Below are 18,487 nucleotides of genomic sequence, written 5' to 3' on the forward strand. Positions count from 1 at the left end.
GCACGGTGTTGTCGTTCTTTGCATCTTGGCGTCTTGGCGGATTGGCGCGGCACGACGGCCGCGGCGGTGACCGGTGCGCACCTTAAGCCACCGGATAAAGATCGCGCCAGCCTGCAATTTTCCGCCGAACCGGCGTGCGACGGCGCCCCCCGCGGGCGACTTTCGGTTTATAGTTCCCCACCAAATTTTTGGGGGACGTGGATCGTCGTCCGCCCCCTCGCCCCGGTCCTTCCACACTTACGAGAGCAAGCGATGTCGCAATCTGCTGAACTGGTCACCCTCGACGGTAACGAGGCTGTCGCCTATGTCGCTCACATGACCAACGAGGTCATCGCGATCTACCCGATCACCCCCTCATCGAACATGGGTGAATGGGCGGACGAGTGGTCTGCCCAGGGGGTCAAGAACCTCTGGGGCACGGTGCCGTCGGTGGTGGAGATGCAGAGCGAGGCGGGCGCCGCCGGGGCCCTGCACGGCGCCCTGCAAGGGGGGTCGCTGGCGACCACCTTCACCGCCTCCCAGGGCCTGCTGCTGATGATCCCCAACATGTACAAGATCGCGGGTGAGCTGTCCCCGGCGGTCATCCATGTGGCGGCCCGCGCCCTGGCGGCCCAGGGGCTGTCGATCTTCGGTGACCACTCGGACGTGATGGCGACCCGCGCCACCGGCTTTGCGATGCTCTCCTCGGCCTCGGTCCAGGAGGCGATGGACTTCGCCCTGATCGCGCAGGCCGCCACCCTGCAGAGCCGCGTCCCCTTCGTGCACTTCTTCGACGGCTTCCGCACCTCCCACGAGGTGGTCAAGGTCGAGCGCCTGTCGGTCGAGACGGTCCGCGCCATGATCGACGAGGACCTGGTGCGCGCCTGCCGGGACCGCGCCCTGAACCCCAACCACCCGATCCTGCGCGGTACCGCCCAGAATCCGGACGTCTATTTCCAGGGTCGGGAGACGGTCAACGGCTATTACTCGGCCGTGCCCGCCATCGTCCAGCAGACCATGGACAAGTTCGCCCAACTCACCGGCCGTCAGTACAGCCTCTTCGAGTATGCCGGGGCGCCGGACGCCGAGCGGGTGATCGTGATCATGGGCTCCGGGATCGGCGCCACCGAGGAGACGGTGAACGACCTGGTCGCCCGCGGCGAGAAGATCGGGCTCATCAAGGTGCGCCTCTACCGCCCCTTCGATCCGTCCTACCTGCTGGCGGCCCTGCCGGTCACCGCCCGGCGCGTGGCGGTGCTGGACCGCTGCAAGGAGCCCGGCGCCGACGGCGAGCCGCTCTACAAGGACGTGGTCACGGGTCTCGCGCAGGCGCTGGCGGACGGGCGCATGGCCACCATGCCGCGGGTGATCGGCGGGCGCTACGGACTTTCCTCCAAGGAGTTTACCCCGGGCATGGTCAAGGGGGTCTTCGATGAACTCAAGAAGGACACGCCCAAGAACAACTTCACCATCGGCATCCACGACGACCTGACCCACCTGAGCCTCACCTGGGACCCGAGCTACCGCCCCGACGCCCCCGGTGTCACCGCCTGCGTGTTCTTCGGCCTGGGCTCGGACGGGACCGTCTCGGCCAACAAGAACTCGATCAAGATCATCGCGGAGGAGACGCCCAACTACGGTCAGGGCTATTTCCAGTACGACTCCAAGAAGGCTGGCGCGGTCACCATCAGCCACCTGCGCTTCGGTGCCAACCCGATCCACAGCAACTACCTGGTCGGCGATGACGAGGCGAAGTTCGTCGCCTGTCACCAGCCCAATTTCCTCAGCCGCTACGCGATGCTCAACCACGCCTGCCGCGGCGGCGTCTTCCTGCTCAACTCCGCCACCCCGGCGGATCGGGTCTGGAACGACCTGCCGCGCACCATGCAGCAGGCGATTCTCGACAAGCAGTTGAGCTTCTATGTGATCGACGCCTACGGCATCGCCGAGGCGACCGGCATGGGGCGGCGCATCAACACCATCATGCAGACCTGCTTCTTCGCCATCTCCGGCATCCTGCCGCGCGAGGAGGCGATCGAGCACATCAAGTATGCGGTGAAGAAGACCTACGGCAAGAAGGGCCAGCGCCTGCTCGACCGTAACTATCAGGCGATCGATGCGACCCTGGCGGGGCTGCATCAGGTGCAGGTCCCGGGCCAGGTGACGAGCACCTTCGACCGCCCGGCGACGGTCCCGGGCAACGCGCCTGAGTTCATCCGCAACGTCACCGCCTGCCTGATCGAGGGCCATGGCGACAGCCTGCCCGTGAGCCTGATGCCCGTCGACGGCACCTGGCCGACCGGCACCACCAAGTACGAGAAGCGCAACCTGGCGCTCAAGCTCCCCGAGTGGGATCGGGACCTGTGCACCCACTGCGGCAAGTGCCCGCTGGTCTGCCCCCATGCCGCGATCCGCGCCAAGGTCTTCCCGGAGGCGCTGACGGCGGATGGCCCGGCCACCTTCCAGCACGTCCAGATCAAGGGCAAGGACTTCCCCGCCGGGATGCACATCAGCTACCAGATCGCCCCGGACGACTGCACCGGCTGCGGGCTGTGCGTCGACGTCTGTCCCATCCGCGACCGCAAGGACCCCAACCACAAGGCGCTCAACATGGTGGACGCCCATGAGCGTCACGCCATCGAGCAGGCCAACTGGGACTTCTTCCTGACCCTGCCGGAGTACGATCGCCGCGAACTGGACCCGACCAAGATCAAGCACGCGATGATGCTCGAGCCCCTGTTCGAGTTCTCCGGGGCCTGCGTGGGCTGCGGTGAGACCCCCTACATCAAGCTCGCCACCCAGCTCTTCGGCGACCGCATGATGGTCGCCAACGCCACCGGCTGCTCATCGATCTATGGCGGCAACCTGCCGACCACCCCCTACAGCAAGAACCCGGACGGCCGGGGGCCGGCCTGGAACAACTCGCTGTTCGAGGACAACGCCGAGTTCGGGCTGGGGATGCGGCTCGCGGTCGACAAGCAGGTGGAGCAGGCGCGGGAACTGATCAAGACGCTGGCGGAGCCGATCGGTACTGAACTGGTCACGGCCCTGCTCGCCGCGGATCAGAGCACCGAGGCCGGGATCTTCGAGCAACGCGAGCGCGTCGCCCTGCTCAAGACCCGCCTGGCCGGGATCGACCGGATCGAGGCGCGCATCCTGGAGGGCATCTGCGAACAGCTCGTCAAGCGCAGCGTCTGGATCATCGGCGGTGACGGCTGGGCCTATGACATCGGCTACGGCGGCGTGGACCATGTCCTGGCCTCCGGGCGCAACGTCAATCTGCTGATCCTGGACACCGAGGTCTATTCCAATACCGGCGGCCAGAACTCCAAGTCCACGCCCATGGGTGCGGTCGCCAAGTTCGCCGCCGGCGGCAAGGCGTCATTCAAGAAGGACATGGCGATGATGGCCATGGCCTATCAGAACGTCTATGTCGCCTCGGTCGCCTTCGGTGCCAAGGACGTGCAGACCGTGCGCGCCTTCCTGGAGGCCGAGAGCTATGACGGCCCCTCGGTCATCATCGCCTATGCCCCCTGTATCGCCCACGGCGTGGATCTGTCAAACAACCTGCGCCAGCAGGACCTGGCGGTCAACTCCGGCCATTGGGGCCTGTTCCGCTATGACCCGCGGCGCACCGCGGCCGGGGAGAATCCGCTGCTGATCGACAGCAAGGCGCCGAGCATCCCCTACCGGGACTTCATCAACACCGAGACCCGCTTCTCGGTGCTGACCCGCACCCACCCGGATGCCGCCGAGCACTTCCTGCAACTGGCGCAGAAGCATGTGAAGACCCGCTTCCAGCTCTATGAACAGCTTGCGCACCTCGCGGTGCAAGAGGCGGGCGTCACGGAAGGGGCCAAGCCCAAGGAATAAGAAAGCCAACCGCAAAGGCGCAAGGCCCGCAACCCATGCCGACGAGACCCCCGGCGCACCCGACAGCGAACCGGGTCCGGGGTCCCGCCGACAGCCCGTTGCGCAGCCCTGGCGCTCTTTGCCTCCCTTGCGGTTAACCCTCATCACACCCACTTCGGAGTAATTGCCGTGGACCTGACTACCAAATACCTGGGCCTCGACATCAAGAACCCCCTGGTCCCCTCCGCCTCGCCGCTCACCCGGAGCATTGCGATGGCGCGTGAATTGGAAGACAACGGCGCCGCTGCCGTCATCATGTGGTCGCTCTTCGAGGAGGCGGTCACCGCCGAATCCGAATCCATGGTGCGCTTCCTCCACCACCAGGACACCGGCTTCGGCGAGGCCGAGGCCGGCTTCCTGCCCGCCTGGAGCGACTTCGAGAACGGTCTCGACCTCTATCTGGAGAACGTGCGCCGTCTCAAGGAGTCGCTGGCCATCCCGGTGATCGCGAGCCTCAACGGCGTCACCCCCAGCGGCTGGATCAGCGCCGCCAAGGACCTGCAGCAGGCCGGTGCCGACGCACTCGAGCTCAATGTCTATTACATCGCGGGCGATATCGCGCAGACCGGGCCCCAGGTGGAAGACCGCTATCTCACCCTGTTGCGCGAACTGCGCGGCCAGGTCGCGCTGCCGATCAACATGAAGCTCTCCCCCGCCTTCAGTTCACTCGGCAACACCATCAAGCAGATGGCCGCCGCCGGGGCCAACGGGGTGGCGCTGTTCAATCGCTTCTACCAGCCGGACATCAACATCGAGGGCCTGCGCCTGCAGCCCAGCCTGCAACCCTCCACCTCCGCCGATGCCCTGCTCGCCATGCGCTGGATTGCCATGCTCTACGGGCGCATCGACGGACTCTCGCTCGGCGCCACCGGCGGCGTGCATACGCCCGAAGACGCCATCAAGCTCCTGCTGGCCGGGGCCGACGTGGTCCACCTGTGCAGTTCACTGCTCAGCCGCGGCCCCGGGCACCTGTCCCACATCTTAAGCGGCCTCACCGAATGGATGGAGGAGCAGGGCTTCGAATCGCTCGACGACTTCCGCGGCCGGGTCAGCGCGCTCGCCGTGCCCAACCCCGCCGAATTCGAGCGGGCGAACTATGTGAACGTCCTCGACAGCTTCAGTTTCTCGGCGGGGGTGATGGTTTAGCAGGCGGCGCCGCCGGCGGTTGCAGGCGGTACGATAGGGATGGGTCGCCGCCGCCTTAGGGACCGCGCACAGCGCGGTCCCTGCCTTTGCCGCAGATCCTAATCAAGGCGGTGGTGGCTTGGCGCAACCGGCGTCGCTCGGTTAGTATCCGAAACAATGAAACACCGATTGCTTGCCCTGCTCTGCGGTTTCCTGTTACACCCATTGCACGCAGCCGAAGTGTATAAATGTATCGATGACAATGGGCGCCCGGAATTCAGTCAGAGGCCCTGCTCCCCCGACGCCACTACCACCAACTTGTCACCCATCCCGCCCATCGACGCTGGGGCAGCCCGGGAGCCGGGTATCAGTGAGCAGTACGACACCGTCACTGCGAAACTTGATGATCGTATAAACAAAGCGAGCATTGCGACCGCGGAAGATGACATCAATGCCTATATCAAGGAAAGGGACTTAAAGATCAGTGTCTATGAAAAACAATGGGTCCCCGAAGGTGGTGACCGCGTTTACCATGCCTTCGCAGTTTCGCGCAATCGGTGGTTACGCGATCAGATCAGGGACCTTTTCTCCCAATACGATAAGCAAATCGCTGCCAAGACAGCGGAGATCCGGAAATTGCAGAAAAAACTGCACACTCCGGATCCCGACTCCGATCGGCCCCCGGGGATGCTGGATACGCCCGCAGAGTGGAATAAGAGATATCGAATAGAGTCGGGTACTTGGCGACGCAGCAATTAGGTGATCGAACCAAGACCACTCTCTAACTTCGCTACGACCAGCAACCAATTAAGCCAAACCTGGTTGGAGACAGCGAAGTCGAGCACCGGCTCGGGCAGCGGCGTCTGAAGTGCTGCGCCGTGGGCAAGGCGGCTGCGTTTAGCGCACTTTATCACTCACCCCTGAACCGCACCGAACGCATCTTCCGACTGCACGCCCTGCGCAATGACAAACCGCGCCCGCTCGCGCGGCTGCAAGAGGAGCTGGATACGTCGCGGGCCACGGTGGTACGCGATCTGGCCTACATGAAAGACTTCATGGGCGCGCCGAGCGAATACGACCGCGCCACCAACGGCTATCGTTACCGCAGCACCGAGGCCGGGTTCCAACTCCCGGGACTCTGGCTCAATGAAAGCGAACTCTATGCCCTGCTCGCCAGCGAGCGCCTGCTCGAGCAGATGCAACCCGGGCTGCTGTCGCCCTACGTCGGCCCCTTGCGCTCAGGTATCCGCGCCGTGCTGGCGCACAGCGGCCATAGCGCGGCCAGCGTCAGCGAGCGCATTCTGATGGCGGGGGTCGGCGGTTCGGGGATACGTCCATTAATCCGTGATGCCGAAAGGCGTTGAGCACACGAGGGGCTGAGGGTGCGGCGCAGCTACGGCGGGTATCTTGGGCGGGGGCGGCGGTCAAGCCCGCGCCGCCCCCAAGACGCCACTGCCCGCGCATCCTTGCGGATACGCGGGCGGTATCTCGACCGCTCCCGGGTCTTCAGGCCCCGGGCATCAGGCCCGGAGCCGGTCCCTCATCAGGCCTTCGCCGCCAGCGGCGCCGCATGGGCTGCGGGAAGTCTCGCCACCGGCATACGCGGACCCTAGGAGGACATATCGTCGAGCCGGATCATGTCGCAGAAGGCGATGGCGGCCGGGTGGTCGCCGTGCTCGCCGCAGACGCCGACCAGGAGATCCGACTTGACGGAACGGCCCCACTTGACCGCCAGTTCCATCAGCTTGCCCGGACCCTTCTCGTCCAGGACCGCGAAGGGGTTGTCCTTCTTGACGTACAGGACGTTCTCGCCGGTGCCGGGGTCGCGGGTGAAGCCCACGCCGGTGCCGGAGTCGCCACCGCGGTTGCCTGACTCCGAGCCGCCCAAGCCGTCCGGCGACCACGACCGGACCTCGGCGGCTAAGGCGCGTCGAACACGTCCTCGGGGGTCGCCGCGCTCAGGATGCGCGTCAGCCAGAGGTCCAACTGAGCCGGCTCGGCGGCTTGGACTCGGGACTCGACCTCCGGTGTCGGCGGGCCGAACTTGACTTGCAGCAGTCGCAGCACGGCCTTGGCCTCGCCTTCCTGTACGCCTTCCTCGCGCCCTTCCTCGCGGGCGAACCGTTCCCAACTCGTGACATAAGACATCTTGGTTTGCTCCTCTAAGTCAGCCAGTTCTTGACGCAGTGCAAGCTCCAGGGGGCGCGGCAGGCGGATCAGCCAGTCGATGCCTCGACGCTAACCGAAACGGACCCACTTACGCTAAAGAAAACGGACCCACCCAGTGCGCACTGGATGACTGCGGCGATGGGTTGGTTGCGGGCACGACAGACCGCCGCCGTCGTGGTCGGGTTTCCCAAGAAACCGGACCACGACGGAAGGCCCAACTCCGGGAGTGAGTCAGCGGGCGGGAGGGACTCTCGACCGGCGCCTCAGCGGGGCGCATGGACGGCCGGTCAGGGTACGGTGTGATGCGGTGATGCCGCAGGTGGTGGAGCAGCGCTTCGACCAGGGCTTGCGGAGCAGCGCTTACCACTGCGTGAAGTCGAGATTGGGACTGAGTGAGCGAGGCTTTGTTGTCGATGCTTATCGCTGCCTGGCCAAGCCTGCCGATCGTTGGTAGATAACGTCGGCAACTAATACCAGAACTTCGGCCTATCCTGGCAGGTGACCAGGCAGTCGCTCATCATGCTGCGATAACGCAGAACATAAGATATTGCAAATAAATATTTTTTGCTAAGCGGTAGCGATCTGATGCCCAGCGGTGTGCGTTTTCGGCACCGTGGTTCGGGTGTCCCAAGTCGCACACGCTAAGATGAATCGCCGCAAATGGGCCAGCGCGCGGTCCTGGTGGTTATCCCGCGGTGGATGTGGTAGGTAGCCAATTCCCGGCGATGGACAGCGACCTAAAGCCACATTCAAGTCCCGGGTGCCGCCCGTGTTGGCGCGCGCCAACACCATCAACCCTCGGCCGCAGCGCGGCACTGGTTCAGTTTAATTCCTGTTTACAAGACATTGAAATATATGTAATATATCTAGTTCGGCGCGGGTTTCCGTCACTTTTTGAATAAGTGAGAACTTCTTGAACGGACAATGGACATGCCCTCATTGCAATTCACAGAATTGTCGGCATCACAAGACGTATCAAACCGGTCATAACGGTACGCGTTTGCTGTGGCGATGTCAAAGTTGCAATAGGCTCTTTTCCGAGACCAAAGCCACCCTTATCGAGGGGCTCAGGAAACCGACCAGCTTCATCATTCAAGTGCTCAAAACGCGCACTGAGGGGATCGGCTTGAACGCCGCCTGCCGGGCCTTCGCGATTGCGAAGAATACGTTGCTCCTATGGGAGCGTCGCCTGGCCGATTGCAAGGATGTGCTGGTCATATATGCCCTGACGCACACCTTTATTGAGCAACTGATCGAAGGTGATGAGCTTTATACGAAAGTGAATAGGAATGTCCCCCCGGAGGATTGTGAAGGCTGGACGATCGTACTGATGGAAAGGGCAAGTCGATTTATCTGGGCGCTTCAGTGCGGGAAAAAGGATCGCAGCCTATTTTCATATGCCATACAAATACTTAGAGATGTCATCCTGCGTACTGGCGATATCACTCTAGTCACCGACGGGGAACGTCGGTATGGCAATCTCCTGTTTGAAATTTGCCACGAAGTATTGCGAACCGGAAAACGCGGCCGCCCACCGAAAGTGCTTCGTCGCGGTGTGAAGGTGCGCCTTAAGAATAAAGGGAAAGGAACTGATAGAACGGGGCACTCGCGTCCCAAATACGAAACCCCTCATCCGGAGCATCCAGAAACCGATCAAGATGTGACGCCAGCCGATATTCATGCTAATCATTTGGAAGCATCGAACGCTTCATTTCGGCGAAAGAATTCTGCTTATCGCCGCCGAACGAATACGTACGCGAAGAGCATTTCTGGTTTGCAAAGAACATTGGATATGTTGTGGATTGTCCATAACTTTATTCGCAGCCACTTCACGACAAAACAGGTTCCTGCGGTGGCTCTGGGGATTCTCCAGCAGGGACTCTCGTGGGATGAGGTCCTTAGAGTTCGACAGCCCAGGTTATAAAAATACTACAAAAACATAAGGATAAGGAAGAACCAAACTGAACCAGTGCCCGCAGCGCCTATCTGCAAATAATCCTTTGGCGGACTGACTCCTGTCAAGGCCAAAATAGCGGCGGCAGCAGCGCCAGACTTCAACCGGTGCACACGCGCTCACGGACCGGCCTACGAACAGTCATTGTAGGCAGGGAGCTGGGGACGGTCTAGAGGGATCTTTTCGTTTAGCGCAGATGGTTGGGAACTAGGGGGTGGGTCCCAATTCTTAGCAGAAGGCGGGTCCATTCCACTTAGCGTTGAGGGTCGATGAAGCGCAAGAGCATCAGCACGTCGTCGCGGGCATAGCGGTAGCGGTACAGCAGGGCGATGATTTCGCCCTTGCGCACCTTGCGCTCAGGGTCTCCGACGCGTCGATGGGCTGCCAGTTGGGCCAGGGCAACGACGGCGAATGGGTTGATCTCCGCGCGCCGGGTGAGTTCGTCCTCGTTCCAGTCCGGCAGCGCCTGGACGCGAAAGCAGAAGCGTACACCGAAGCCGTCGTGTTCGCGGCGGTAGACACCGGAGTCGGGCCCCGCGCGGTCGTTGGTCAACAGCGCGAGACTGACGATCTCCACCGCCCCGAAGCGATCATAGATCCGGTAATAGTATTGGAACATGCGCTCGGGAAACCGGGCGTCGGCCTGGGCCTGCACCTCGATGTGAAGAAACAGCCACAGTTCGGCCCCCTCGCGGCTGTAGACCTTGACCAAGCGATCGGCATAGCGGCGGCCTATCTCGGAGTCACCCGTGATCCGTTGCAGTTCGGCATCCAGGAATTCATAGGGTCGGGTCCAGTCGATCCGGTCGTGCACGGTGGGGAAGAACAGTGCCATGAAGGGCTGGAAATAGGCGTCGATTGCCTCCTTCCAAGGGGAATCGAAGTCGGCGGCGCGGGGCTCGCTTGGATTGGGGTCGCGGTCGTCAGTCATGGCTTACCCGGGTTTCGTCAAGGTTTCGCACAGGGTTGCCGGAACGGACCCGGAGTGCGCATGTCGGGCGGGTCGCTGTAACCCGCCCGCGCACGGCGAGCGGCTCCCGAGATGGAACCCGCTGCGGCGATCACAGGGCCGGACCTTCGTCGCGTTGGGTGCCGAGTCGCAGGGAGTGGCCTCGTGTGCCGCGAATGCCGATCGGCAGGCTGGCGCCAGTCTAGCCGCATCGCCTGACCGCCCGCCAGCCCCGCGCAGCAATCGACGGGCCTGTCCTCGCCAGGGCGGCGGCCGTCCTTGCACCTCGGCCAGCCTTGGTCATCATTCCCAGGCTGTCGGGGGCGACGCGCAACAGGGCCTGCGCCTTGGTGATGATGCCTTGCTTCTCCATCTCGACCGGTCAGTGCAAACGGTCTTGGGTTCCTGCGTGCGCTAAACCGGAGATCCTGGTGCCGACCGGGGATGCCGGAACTGGCGCGGGGTCTCCTGGCCGGCACGGCAACAGGCCGACCGCCAGAGTCGCCCGCAGTGGCGTTAGGCCCAACCGCAGCTGTCTTCCTTGATTTGCCGTACCCCGATGCAAGGGGTATGCTCGGTGGAGTCAAGCGCACCGCCGACGACCATGTCCGACCTACTCGACCCAAAAAACGACTACGTCTTCAAGCGCCTGTTCGCTGACGCACCCTTGCTGCTCGCGGCCCTGATCGACGCTATCCGCCCGCGGGCGGCACCGATCGCGCGGGTGACGGTCAAGAACCCGACCATCGACGCGGAGGAGTTGCGCGGCAAGTACATCGTCCTTGACCTCCTGGCCGAAGACTCCGACGGCGTCCAATACGATATCGAGATGCAGGTCCGCCGCTACCGGGCTTGGAGTGCGCGTAGCGCCTATTATTTGGCCAAGCTCGTCAGCGGGCAGTTGGTGGCCGGCGACGACTATGGTGGGCTCAAGCCAGTTATCGGCATCCACCTGCTCGACTTCGATCTGTTCCAAGACCCGGCGCATCGGGAGCAAGCCATCTGGTGCTTTGAGATGCGCGATGCCGAGACCCCGACGGTTACTCTCGGTCAAGAGTTGCAACTGAACCTGATCGAATTGCGCAAGGCCGATCGGCTCCAACGGGCGACGGGCGCACTCGCCGCCTGGATTGCGCTCTTTGAACACTGGCAAGAGGACCAGACCATGTCCCAAATCGCAAACGAACCCGTCCGCGCGGCGCTGGACAAGCTCAAACACCTGAGTGCCGACGCCGAGACCCGCCGGCTCGCCTTCGTGCGGGAGCGGGCGCTACGCGACGAGCGCAGCCTGCTCAAGGATGCGCGGGAGGAAGGCCGGGAGGAAGGCAGGGAAGAGGGCAGGGAAGAAGGCAAGGCAGAAGCGCTGCGCCAAACCGCGATCAACCTGATTCGATCCAGCAGCCTGGACGACGCCACCATTGCGGCGGCCACCGGCCTGAGCGTGACCGACATCGGCGACTTGCGGCAACAGTCGCGGTAAACCGCTCAGCTCCCAAAGGTGTCGGGCGGGTCGAATGCTCTGCCCGGCTTCGCGTGTGACCATAGCGATCACGAAACGATGTCAAGAAATTGACCAAAGTAGCAATTCGCTCGACGAGAGCCTGATTTGACCCTGAACGCCAAGTCCTAACAGTATCCACTCGCTTCATCATCCAGCGGCGGAACCACTGCGCGTTCCGCCCTACCTGGGCAGCCCCGGGTTTCCGCATCCCGGAGTGCGCTATTACTTTCGGTCAAAAGACCGAAAACGTTCCCGCCAGAGCATTCTTGATCGCATCTCTTTGATCGCTTCAGGCGAGAACGCCCCCTCGCTGACCGGGTTCGCACGGCAAGCAAACGCCCACTCTGCTTCCGTCGGGAAACGAAAGCCACCCCCGCAATGGCGGTTCATGGTATCGATATAGCGCTTGGCATCCTACCAGCCCAGATAGTTTATCGGGTAATCGTCAAATGAACTGGGGTACCCATAATGCCTGGTCTTAGGGTCTCCCTTACCCAGACGCCCTGGCATCAGGCGACGCCACTGTTGCTCAGTCACCGGATGCTTACCCAACCAAAACCCCCGGGTCAAATTCACGCGGTAAATCTTGTCCTGCGAGTGTTCCAGACCCATAAGAAAGCGTCCAGGCGGCACCCAGAGGAATGCCATGCCGGTGACCGTCTCAATCCATTCCTTACCCGGCTTGTTCCCCGGCGCCGGGCGCGGTCCTGTAACAATCTCCGCGAGTGCCGGATCGGGGACGCTGGTGCGCCTTGCGCAGACCTTCGCCCGTCGCCAGCGGGTGCCCGCAGGGTGGTCCGCGACGGGGCGGGCAGCGCGGCGGCAATGGCGGAACCGCTGCACGTTCGACCGTCGCGGGCTATTCTGCCAGTTCAGGTACATCGCAGTCCTCATACCGCTCGATCAGAACCCCCACGATCTCCATCAGAGACGCCAGGGGATGGGACTCGTCCTCGCCCACCTCGTCGATCAGACGATCCAGGAAGGCCACCAAGTGTTCGTAATCTTCCTCGGTATGAGGGACGCAAAGCAGCGGCGACAGCATCGGCCAGGACCCGAGCGCCGCGGTGATTTCGTTGGTCTGCATCGCTTACTCCTCCCGCCACTTGCCGTGGTCGTACTCCGCATGGGTCAGCACCGCACGGACATAGATCCTTGCGCAGTTGTAGTGGATGGCGGCAATGAGCCGCACCTTGTTGCCGCCGACATTGAAAACGGTCAGCTTGCCAACCTGGTCGGCTGCAGGAAAGACCTTACGCAGGTCGACGAAGGACGAGAAATCGTGCCGCTTGGCGAGGCTGTACCAGTGCGCCAAGGCAGACCTGCTGTCCGGGTATCGGTCGGCGAACAGGTTCAGACGTTTGCGGCTGATGGTCTGCATGATAGCGGTTGAGCCACTCCACGCAATAGTCGGTGAAACAAAAAAGCCCGCGGGTCCGGAACCGAACCTGCGGGCCTTGGGGAACGGGGTGTCCCGCCCCCGACGCCGGGGCGAGACGTCCCGGCTCCTATTACTTCGCCAGCAAGGCCGCATGAGCGGCGGCAAGTCTCGCCACCGGCACGCGCGGCCCCGAGCAGGACACATAGTCGAGCCCGATCTTGTCGCAGAAGGCGATGGCCGCCGGGTGGCCGCCGTGGTCGCCGCAGATGCCGACCAGCAGGTCCGACTTGACCGAGCGGCCCCACTTGACCGCCAGTTCCATCAGCTTGCCCAGGCCCTTCTCGTCCAGGACCTCGAAGGGGTTGTCCTTCTTGACGATGACCTCTTCCACCAGCATCGGGTCGAGCTGGCGGCGCAGGCCATCGACATCGGCGCGGACCTTGTCCGAGGCCTGCATCAGGGTCATGGCCGCACCCAGTGCGGTCAGGCCATGGGCGTTCCTTGAAGCTGGTGTCGCCGACGATGGCGATGCGCTTGTCGACATCGACGTGGATGCCCTCGGCACCGGCCACGCAGCACTTGCCCATGCCGCGGGCGACGACCGCCGCATGCGAGGTCTTGCCGCCGCGCGAGGTCAGGATGCCCTCGGAGGCGAAGAAGCCGTGGATGTCTTCCGGCTTGGTCTCTTCACGGACCAGGATAACCTTGAACCCCTGCTCCTTGCCGAGCATCTCGGCACGGTCGGCGTCGAACACCGCGATGCCGGAGGCGGCATCGGGGGAGGCCGGCAGGCCGGAGGCGACGGCCGTGACCTTGGCCTTGGGGTCCAGACGGGGGAACAGCAGCTGCTCCAGGCTCTCGGGGGCGACGCGGAGCAGCGCCTGCTTCTTGCCGAACGCCATGGTGCAGATGTTGGCCGCGGTGCCGTTGGCCATGGCCGGGGTAATGTTGAAGCTGACTCAACTGCCGCTGCAAAGTTGGTGCATAATAAGTGCATCGAGATCGCACGCCATCAAAGTCAAACCATGACAGCCGTCAACCATCCCCTTCCAGCCTTCACCCGAGACTTCGAAGGCTTTCTCGGCTTCCTGCGGGATCGGGAAGCCGGTACCCCCGTCCTTTCCCCCAAGCGTTTCAGCGAGGTGCTCAGCATCGATCTCCAGACCCTGGCAACGCAGGCGCACGTTCACCGCAACACCATCAATCGAGCGCCCGCTTCCGAAGGCGTGCAACGCTTCCTCCGCGAAGCGATGCGCATCATCCGCGCAGCGGCAGACCGGTCGGGGGACCTGGACCGAGCGCTCTTCTGGTACCGCAACGAACCCCTGCCGCCCTTCGGTTACAAGAGTGCCGAGCAACTCGTGAGCGAAGGCCGCACCGAAGACCTGCTGCGCTACATCGAGTCCCTAGACACTGGGGCAGCGGGATGATTCTGACCCAGTTGGAGGCCGTGACCGTATACCGGATGCACACACCCAAGTGGGCAGTCGCGCCAACCAGCGGGGCGGGCGCAGCCCAACACGGCGGACGTGTCAACAGACCGGGCGTAGCGGCGCTTTATCTGGCGCTGGACGTCGAGACGGCAGTCAAGGAATACCAACAGGTCTCCAGCCTGATGCCGCCCGGCACGCTGGTCAGCTACCAACTGACCGCGGGACCGATCGCGGATTTCCGGTCGCCATTCGATACGTCCGCTGGGGCCCCCTCTGGGAAGATTTCTATTGCGATTGGCGCGAGATCTGGTTCAATCAGCGCATCGAGCCACCCAGTTGGATCGTCGGTGACGAAACAATCGACGCCGGTGTCAAGGGCATTCTCTTTCAATCCCGACTTTCCGCGGCGGGGACCAATCTGGTGCTGTATCCCGAGATTTTCGGTACCGGGGATTCGCTCACGGTATTCGATCCGGGCGCATCCTTGCCTAAGAACCAGGATTCCTGGGTCTAGCACGATCCCGCGGGTTGGGGCAAGAGCCCGATCCGATGCACTACGCCGACCACGCTTGGATGCCCTTTCATGAACGCGATCCAGGCGTTGGTAACCAGCAGATAGCCGCTCACTCCAGCGACTCACGGGGCGCATCCCGGCCCAGGTCGGCCGCATCGACGTCATCGGGGAAATCCTCGCCGAGGCTGCCGGCAAAGCGTTCGATGAAGCCCTGGGTGGTCAAACGCGGGGCGGCCGGTGCCAGGCCGTAACGCGCCTCCAGAAAACCGATGAAATCGAAAGTCTCCCGCTGCAGGTCGGGCGGCAGGGCGTTGATATGGGTGTAAATGGTTTCCGCCAGATTCATGGGTTGGCTCCGACTTGGCTTGGTTCGCAGGGGTGCGGTTGGCGGTACACGCGAGCGCGGCGAGCGGCTCCAGGTCCAGGCGGTCGCTGCGCGACAGCGACCGCCCCATTGCTTGACCTTGGCCGTGGCACGCGCCGAGTTGCAGGGCGCGGCCTCGTGTGCCGCAGACGCCGATCGGCAGGCTGGCGCCAGTCTAGCCGCATCGCCTGACCGCCGGCCAGCCCCGCGCAGCGATCGACGGGCTCGACCACACGCCCCGGCCGCGTGGCTGAACCCGGGTCTTGCGCGCCCGGACGCAGCGGCTATGCTCGGTTCAGCCCAGCGCCGCCGCCGCCCAGCGACCTGAGTGGTACACGCGGGTGCTCGCGTATTTCCGTCTCAGACACTTGAGTGCTGACGCCGAGACGCGTCGGCTCGCCTTCGTACGCGAGCGGGCACTGCGCGACGAGCGCAGCCTGCTCAAGGATGCGCGGGAGGAAGGCCGGGCTGAGGCATTGCGCCAGACTGCAACCAACCTGATTCGATCCAGCGATCTTGGCGACGCTGCCATTGCAGCGGCTACCGGGTTGAGCTTGACCGATATTGGCGCCTTGCGACAACAAGTGGAAACAAGGTGAGGGCAATGGATATTCGTCCGATCTGGACCGAGCCGGATTACGAAGCGGCACTCGACGAGATCGCCACGCTGATGGGTGACGATCCGCTGCTTGGCACTCCTGAGGGCGACCATTTGGACGTACTGATCACCTTGGTACAGGCGTATGAGGCACAGTATCATTCCGTGCCGCCACCCGATCCGGTCGCGGCCATCAAGTTCAACGTCTTTCAGACACCAGCAGGGCACGGATGACCACCGGGAAGGGCGACATGACCTCGAACAGGGCCTTGAAGTCCTTCTGCTGCAGGGGCAGCAGACGGTCGAGCGCTTCCTGACGCTCTTCCTGGGTGTCGGCACGGTCGGCGTCGAATACCGCGATGCCGGAGGCGGCGCCGGGGGAGGCCGGCAGGCCGGAGGCGACGGGGGTGGCCTGGGCCTTGGTGATGATCCCTTGCTTCTCCATCTCGACCGAAGTGCGCACCTGGGCCACGGCGTTCATCTTGCCGTACAGGACGTTCTCGCCGGTGCCGGGTTCGCGGGTGAAGCCTGCGCCGGTGCCGGAGTCGTCACCGCGGTTGCCGAACTGCCGCCGCTCAAGCCTGTCCGCGCTATCGGAAAAGCTCCTCCGGGGTCGCAGCGGTCAGGATGCGCGTCAGCCAGACCTCCAGTTGCGCCGGTTCGGCGGTCTGAACGCGCGACTCGATGTCTGGAGTCATTGAGCCGTTAGCGATGTCCGTAACCCATTGACAGAAAAAGCCGCGCGCTGCGGGGAAACTTTCGTTTACCCCAACCTGGAGCCAGTGTGGAACGAACGATCAGTGAGTTGCGTGCGCGGCGTCGGGCGCTGGGCGAAAAGTCACCCCAACGCGCGCGGGGCCCCGCGTGATCAAACGTCCAGCCACCGTCCTGGCTGCGGCCCGTCGCGGTCGGGGGCCGCTCCGACCGGGGTCGCAGCGCCCCCCGACCGCGACGAATGTCACCCGCGAGGTCGCCGAAATAGCGATCAAGGCCATGCGGGGACGTGCAAAAGGGTGGCCGCCAAGGGATCATATCGTTATCACGACGATCCTTTGCAGGAGACCCCATGGCGGCCATTGAACTGAGCTTATTTGACTGGTGCGATGTTGAAGCGCGCAGCGATCTGGATCGCTTCTACCTGGTGCGCGATCATCTCCCAGACGCGCGGTTGGTGCAATACCTGGAGGTCATGCGCGGGCAGGGACGCGATGACTATCCGGTGCCGGCGATGTGGAACGCGCTCCTGGCCGGGGTAGTGTTCCAGCACCCCTCGAGCGAGGCCCTCCTGCGCGAACTCGGGCGCAATCCGGCGTTGCGCCAAGCCTGCGGCTTCGCGGTGTTGCCGTTCCAGAAAAAACCCCTGGCGCAGTTGCTGCCGGACGCCGCCACGGGGCGGCTGACCATCGTCTATGCGGCGCCGCCAGCCGCCCACGCCGCGGTGCCCAGCAGTTGGAATTTCTCGCGTTTTCTCGCTAACGTCATCGAACTGGAGGAGACGCTGGGGATGGTGACGGAGATGATCACGACACTGCGTGAGCAACTGATGGAGGTCTTACCGGAATTCGGGTGCCACCTGGGCTACGACGGCAAGGCGATCGACAGCCACAGTACCGGGCGGATCAGTCGCACGACCGGGGCGACCTCCGATCCCGATGCCGACTGGGGCAAGCACGAGACCAGCGGGGTCGACGCGCGCACCGGTAAGTCCTGGAACAAGATCAAGAGTTGGTTTGGCTATGGCGTGCACCTGATCGCCGACACCCAGTATGAAATCCCGGTGGCGATGCACCTGACCCCCGCCTCCCATTCCGAGCAGATCCAACTGCGCGTCATGCTCAAGGAGACCTTCGCCGAAACGCCCGACTTGGCTGAGCGCTGCCGTGACTTCAGTGCCGATCGCGGCCTCGACAGTGCTGAGACCAAGACCCTGCTGTGGGACACCTACGCCATCCGCCCCCTGATCGACACCCGCGAACTGTGGCGCGAGGAGAAGCAACACCCCGACTACGATCCCGGCAAACCCATCACCCGTCCGCTGTTTCCGGCGCGGGTCGACACCATTGTCCATACCGAAAAAGGCAGCGTCCACTGCATTTGCCCGCAGACCGGAGAACAGCGCGATTTAGCCTTCCAGGGCTTCGAGGCCGATCGCAATGCACTCAAATACCGCTGCCCGGCCGCCGCCTATGGACTGGAGTGCCAGGGTCGGGAACGCTGAGGCCGGCGGGGTCACGCCCGGGGACTATGGGCGCATCGTACGGATCAGCCTCGACGACCATGATCGGCGCATCTTCGTGCCGACCCCGCATGGCAGCCCCAGTTGGCACCGCGGTTACAACCGGCGCAGCGCCCTGGAGCGGATCAATAACCGCATCGACAACAGCTTCGGCTTCGAGCGGCATTTCATCCGCGGCCTGGCGAAGATGAAAACCCGGGTCGGCTTGGCCCTGGCGGTCATGATGGCCATGGCCCTGGGACACGTCAAAGAAGGCCGCATCGGGCAGATGCGCTCGCTGGTCCAGCCCATCCCGGCCACCGGCTAACCCGCCCCTCATCGTCGTTTCCGGTCAGGCCGCTGGCGCGTCGCCTGCGGGCGCGGCTGTCCGCG

At 63.5% G+C, this 18,487-nt stretch carries 19 protein-coding genes and 2 pseudogenes; 12 read left to right on the plus strand and 9 right to left on the minus strand.

The window, feature by feature from the left end:
* The first annotated feature begins 252 nt into the window (after positions 1-252).
* The 4 genes from nifJ to THSYN_RS04405 all read left to right on the plus strand — a co-directional run bounded on the left by nifJ (position 253) and on the right by THSYN_RS04405 (position 6,380).
* The gene (gene nifJ / locus THSYN_RS04390) at positions 253-3,852 is read left to right on the plus strand and encodes a pyruvate:ferredoxin (flavodoxin) oxidoreductase (protein ID WP_100918068.1); all 3,600 of its coding nucleotides are present in this window, start codon (positions 253-255) and stop codon (positions 3,850-3,852) included.
* A 168-nt stretch (positions 3,853-4,020) separates the two neighbouring features.
* Positions 4,021-5,037 (plus strand): dihydroorotate dehydrogenase-like protein, encoded by a 1,017-nt coding sequence (locus tag THSYN_RS04395; protein WP_100918069.1) that lies wholly within the window; start codon positions 4,021-4,023, stop codon positions 5,035-5,037.
* A 168-nt stretch (positions 5,038-5,205) separates the two neighbouring features.
* A complete protein-coding gene (locus tag THSYN_RS04400; RefSeq protein ID WP_157817449.1) occupies positions 5,206-5,775 on the plus strand; it encodes a DUF4124 domain-containing protein in 570 nt (189 codons plus the stop codon).
* A 119-nt stretch (positions 5,776-5,894) separates the two neighbouring features.
* The gene (locus THSYN_RS04405; protein ID WP_100918071.1) at positions 5,895-6,380 is read left to right on the plus strand and encodes a helix-turn-helix transcriptional regulator; all 486 of its coding nucleotides are present in this window, start codon (positions 5,895-5,897) and stop codon (positions 6,378-6,380) included.
* A gap of 245 nt (positions 6,381-6,625) precedes the next feature.
* On the opposite strand, the gene THSYN_RS04410 is transcribed toward THSYN_RS04405, so the two are convergent.
* Together THSYN_RS04410 and THSYN_RS04415 are read right to left on the minus strand one after the other, a co-directional pair.
* Positions 6,626-6,904 (minus strand): hypothetical protein, encoded by a 279-nt coding sequence (locus THSYN_RS04410; RefSeq protein WP_335582490.1) that lies wholly within the window; start codon positions 6,902-6,904, stop codon positions 6,626-6,628.
* Between the two features lie 32 nt (positions 6,905-6,936).
* On the minus strand, positions 6,937-7,164 hold the full coding sequence (locus tag THSYN_RS04415) for a DUF4351 domain-containing protein (protein WP_100918072.1): 228 nt from the start codon (positions 7,162-7,164) through the stop codon (positions 6,937-6,939).
* 934 nt (positions 7,165-8,098) lie between these two features.
* Here THSYN_RS04415 and THSYN_RS04420 point away from each other — a divergent pair.
* A complete protein-coding gene (locus THSYN_RS04420) occupies positions 8,099-9,109 on the plus strand; it encodes an IS1 family transposase (protein ID WP_100918073.1) in 1,011 nt (336 codons plus the stop codon).
* Positions 9,110-9,392: 283 nt separating this feature from the next.
* Here the strand turns inward: THSYN_RS04420 and THSYN_RS35165 are convergent, their stop codons facing one another.
* Positions 9,393-10,070, minus strand: a complete 678-nt coding sequence (locus THSYN_RS35165; protein ID WP_216644674.1) for an RpnC/YadD family protein — start codon at positions 10,068-10,070, stop codon at positions 9,393-9,395.
* Between the two features lie 622 nt (positions 10,071-10,692).
* Here THSYN_RS35165 and THSYN_RS04430 point away from each other — a divergent pair.
* A complete protein-coding gene (locus tag THSYN_RS04430) occupies positions 10,693-11,568 on the plus strand; it encodes an Rpn family recombination-promoting nuclease/putative transposase (protein WP_100918074.1) in 876 nt (291 codons plus the stop codon).
* Between the two features lie 435 nt (positions 11,569-12,003).
* On the opposite strand, the gene THSYN_RS37185 is transcribed toward THSYN_RS04430, so the two are convergent.
* The 4 genes and pseudogenes from THSYN_RS37185 to THSYN_RS34740 form a co-directional block, all read right to left on the minus strand.
* Entirely contained in the window at positions 12,004-12,483 is a 480-nt protein-coding gene (locus THSYN_RS37185) for an SUMF1/EgtB/PvdO family nonheme iron enzyme (RefSeq protein ID WP_418219905.1), read from the minus strand.
* Positions 12,449-12,676 (minus strand): hypothetical protein, encoded by a 228-nt coding sequence (locus THSYN_RS04435; protein WP_100918075.1) that lies wholly within the window; start codon positions 12,674-12,676, stop codon positions 12,449-12,451. The genes THSYN_RS37185 and THSYN_RS04435 overlap by 35 nt, the downstream gene beginning before the upstream one ends.
* Positions 12,677-12,679: 3 nt before the next feature.
* A complete protein-coding gene (locus tag THSYN_RS04440) occupies positions 12,680-12,970 on the minus strand; it encodes a type II toxin-antitoxin system HigB family toxin (RefSeq protein WP_100918076.1) in 291 nt (96 codons plus the stop codon).
* A 130-nt stretch (positions 12,971-13,100) separates the two neighbouring features.
* Positions 13,101-13,860, minus strand: a pseudogene (locus tag THSYN_RS34740) (PEP-utilizing enzyme); the annotation flags it as partial.
* A 135-nt stretch (positions 13,861-13,995) separates the two neighbouring features.
* Between THSYN_RS34740 and THSYN_RS04455 the strand changes: the two are divergent.
* Both THSYN_RS04455 and THSYN_RS37190 read left to right on the plus strand, forming a co-directional pair.
* Positions 13,996-14,400 carry a DUF2384 domain-containing protein gene (locus THSYN_RS04455; protein ID WP_100922295.1) on the plus strand — a complete coding sequence of 135 codons (405 nt, stop codon included), beginning with the start codon at positions 13,996-13,998 and terminating at the stop codon, positions 14,398-14,400.
* A gap of 35 nt (positions 14,401-14,435) precedes the next feature.
* On the plus strand, positions 14,436-14,990 hold the full coding sequence (locus THSYN_RS37190) for an RES family NAD+ phosphorylase (RefSeq protein WP_418219930.1): 555 nt from the start codon (positions 14,436-14,438) through the stop codon (positions 14,988-14,990).
* A gap of 36 nt (positions 14,991-15,026) precedes the next feature.
* On the opposite strand, the gene THSYN_RS04465 is transcribed toward THSYN_RS37190, so the two are convergent.
* Positions 15,027-15,263: a DUF2281 domain-containing protein gene (locus THSYN_RS04465; RefSeq protein ID WP_100918077.1), complete on the minus strand. Its 237-nt coding sequence runs from the start codon at positions 15,261-15,263 to the stop codon at positions 15,027-15,029.
* A gap of 359 nt (positions 15,264-15,622) precedes the next feature.
* Here THSYN_RS04465 and THSYN_RS04470 point away from each other — a divergent pair, with 359 nt between their 5' ends.
* Positions 15,623-15,880, plus strand: a complete 258-nt coding sequence (locus THSYN_RS04470; protein ID WP_157817452.1) for a hypothetical protein — start codon at positions 15,623-15,625, stop codon at positions 15,878-15,880.
* 5 nt (positions 15,881-15,885) lie between these two features.
* Positions 15,886-16,113: a helix-turn-helix domain-containing protein gene (locus THSYN_RS04475; protein WP_100918079.1), complete on the plus strand. Its 228-nt coding sequence runs from the start codon at positions 15,886-15,888 to the stop codon at positions 16,111-16,113.
* 97 nt (positions 16,114-16,210) lie between these two features.
* Here the strand turns inward: THSYN_RS04475 and THSYN_RS04480 are convergent.
* Positions 16,211-16,444 (minus strand): annotated as a pseudogene (locus tag THSYN_RS04480) (hypothetical protein); the annotation flags it as partial.
* A gap of 501 nt (positions 16,445-16,945) precedes the next feature.
* Between THSYN_RS04480 and THSYN_RS04485 the strand changes: the two are divergent.
* Together THSYN_RS04485 and THSYN_RS35650 are read left to right on the plus strand one after the other, a co-directional pair.
* A complete protein-coding gene (locus THSYN_RS04485) occupies positions 16,946-18,097 on the plus strand; it encodes a transposase (protein ID WP_236848792.1) in 1,152 nt (383 codons plus the stop codon).
* Positions 18,066-18,422 carry a hypothetical protein gene (locus THSYN_RS35650; protein WP_236848793.1) on the plus strand — a complete coding sequence of 119 codons (357 nt, stop codon included), beginning with the start codon at positions 18,066-18,068 and terminating at the stop codon, positions 18,420-18,422. The genes THSYN_RS04485 and THSYN_RS35650 overlap by 32 nt, the downstream gene beginning before the upstream one ends.
* The last annotated feature ends 65 nt before the right edge of the window (positions 18,423-18,487 follow it).

Origin of the sequence: Candidatus Thiodictyon syntrophicum (genome assembly GCF_002813775.1) — a bacterium.
GTDB classification, from domain to species: domain Bacteria; phylum Pseudomonadota; class Gammaproteobacteria; order Chromatiales; family Chromatiaceae; genus Thiodictyon; species Thiodictyon syntrophicum.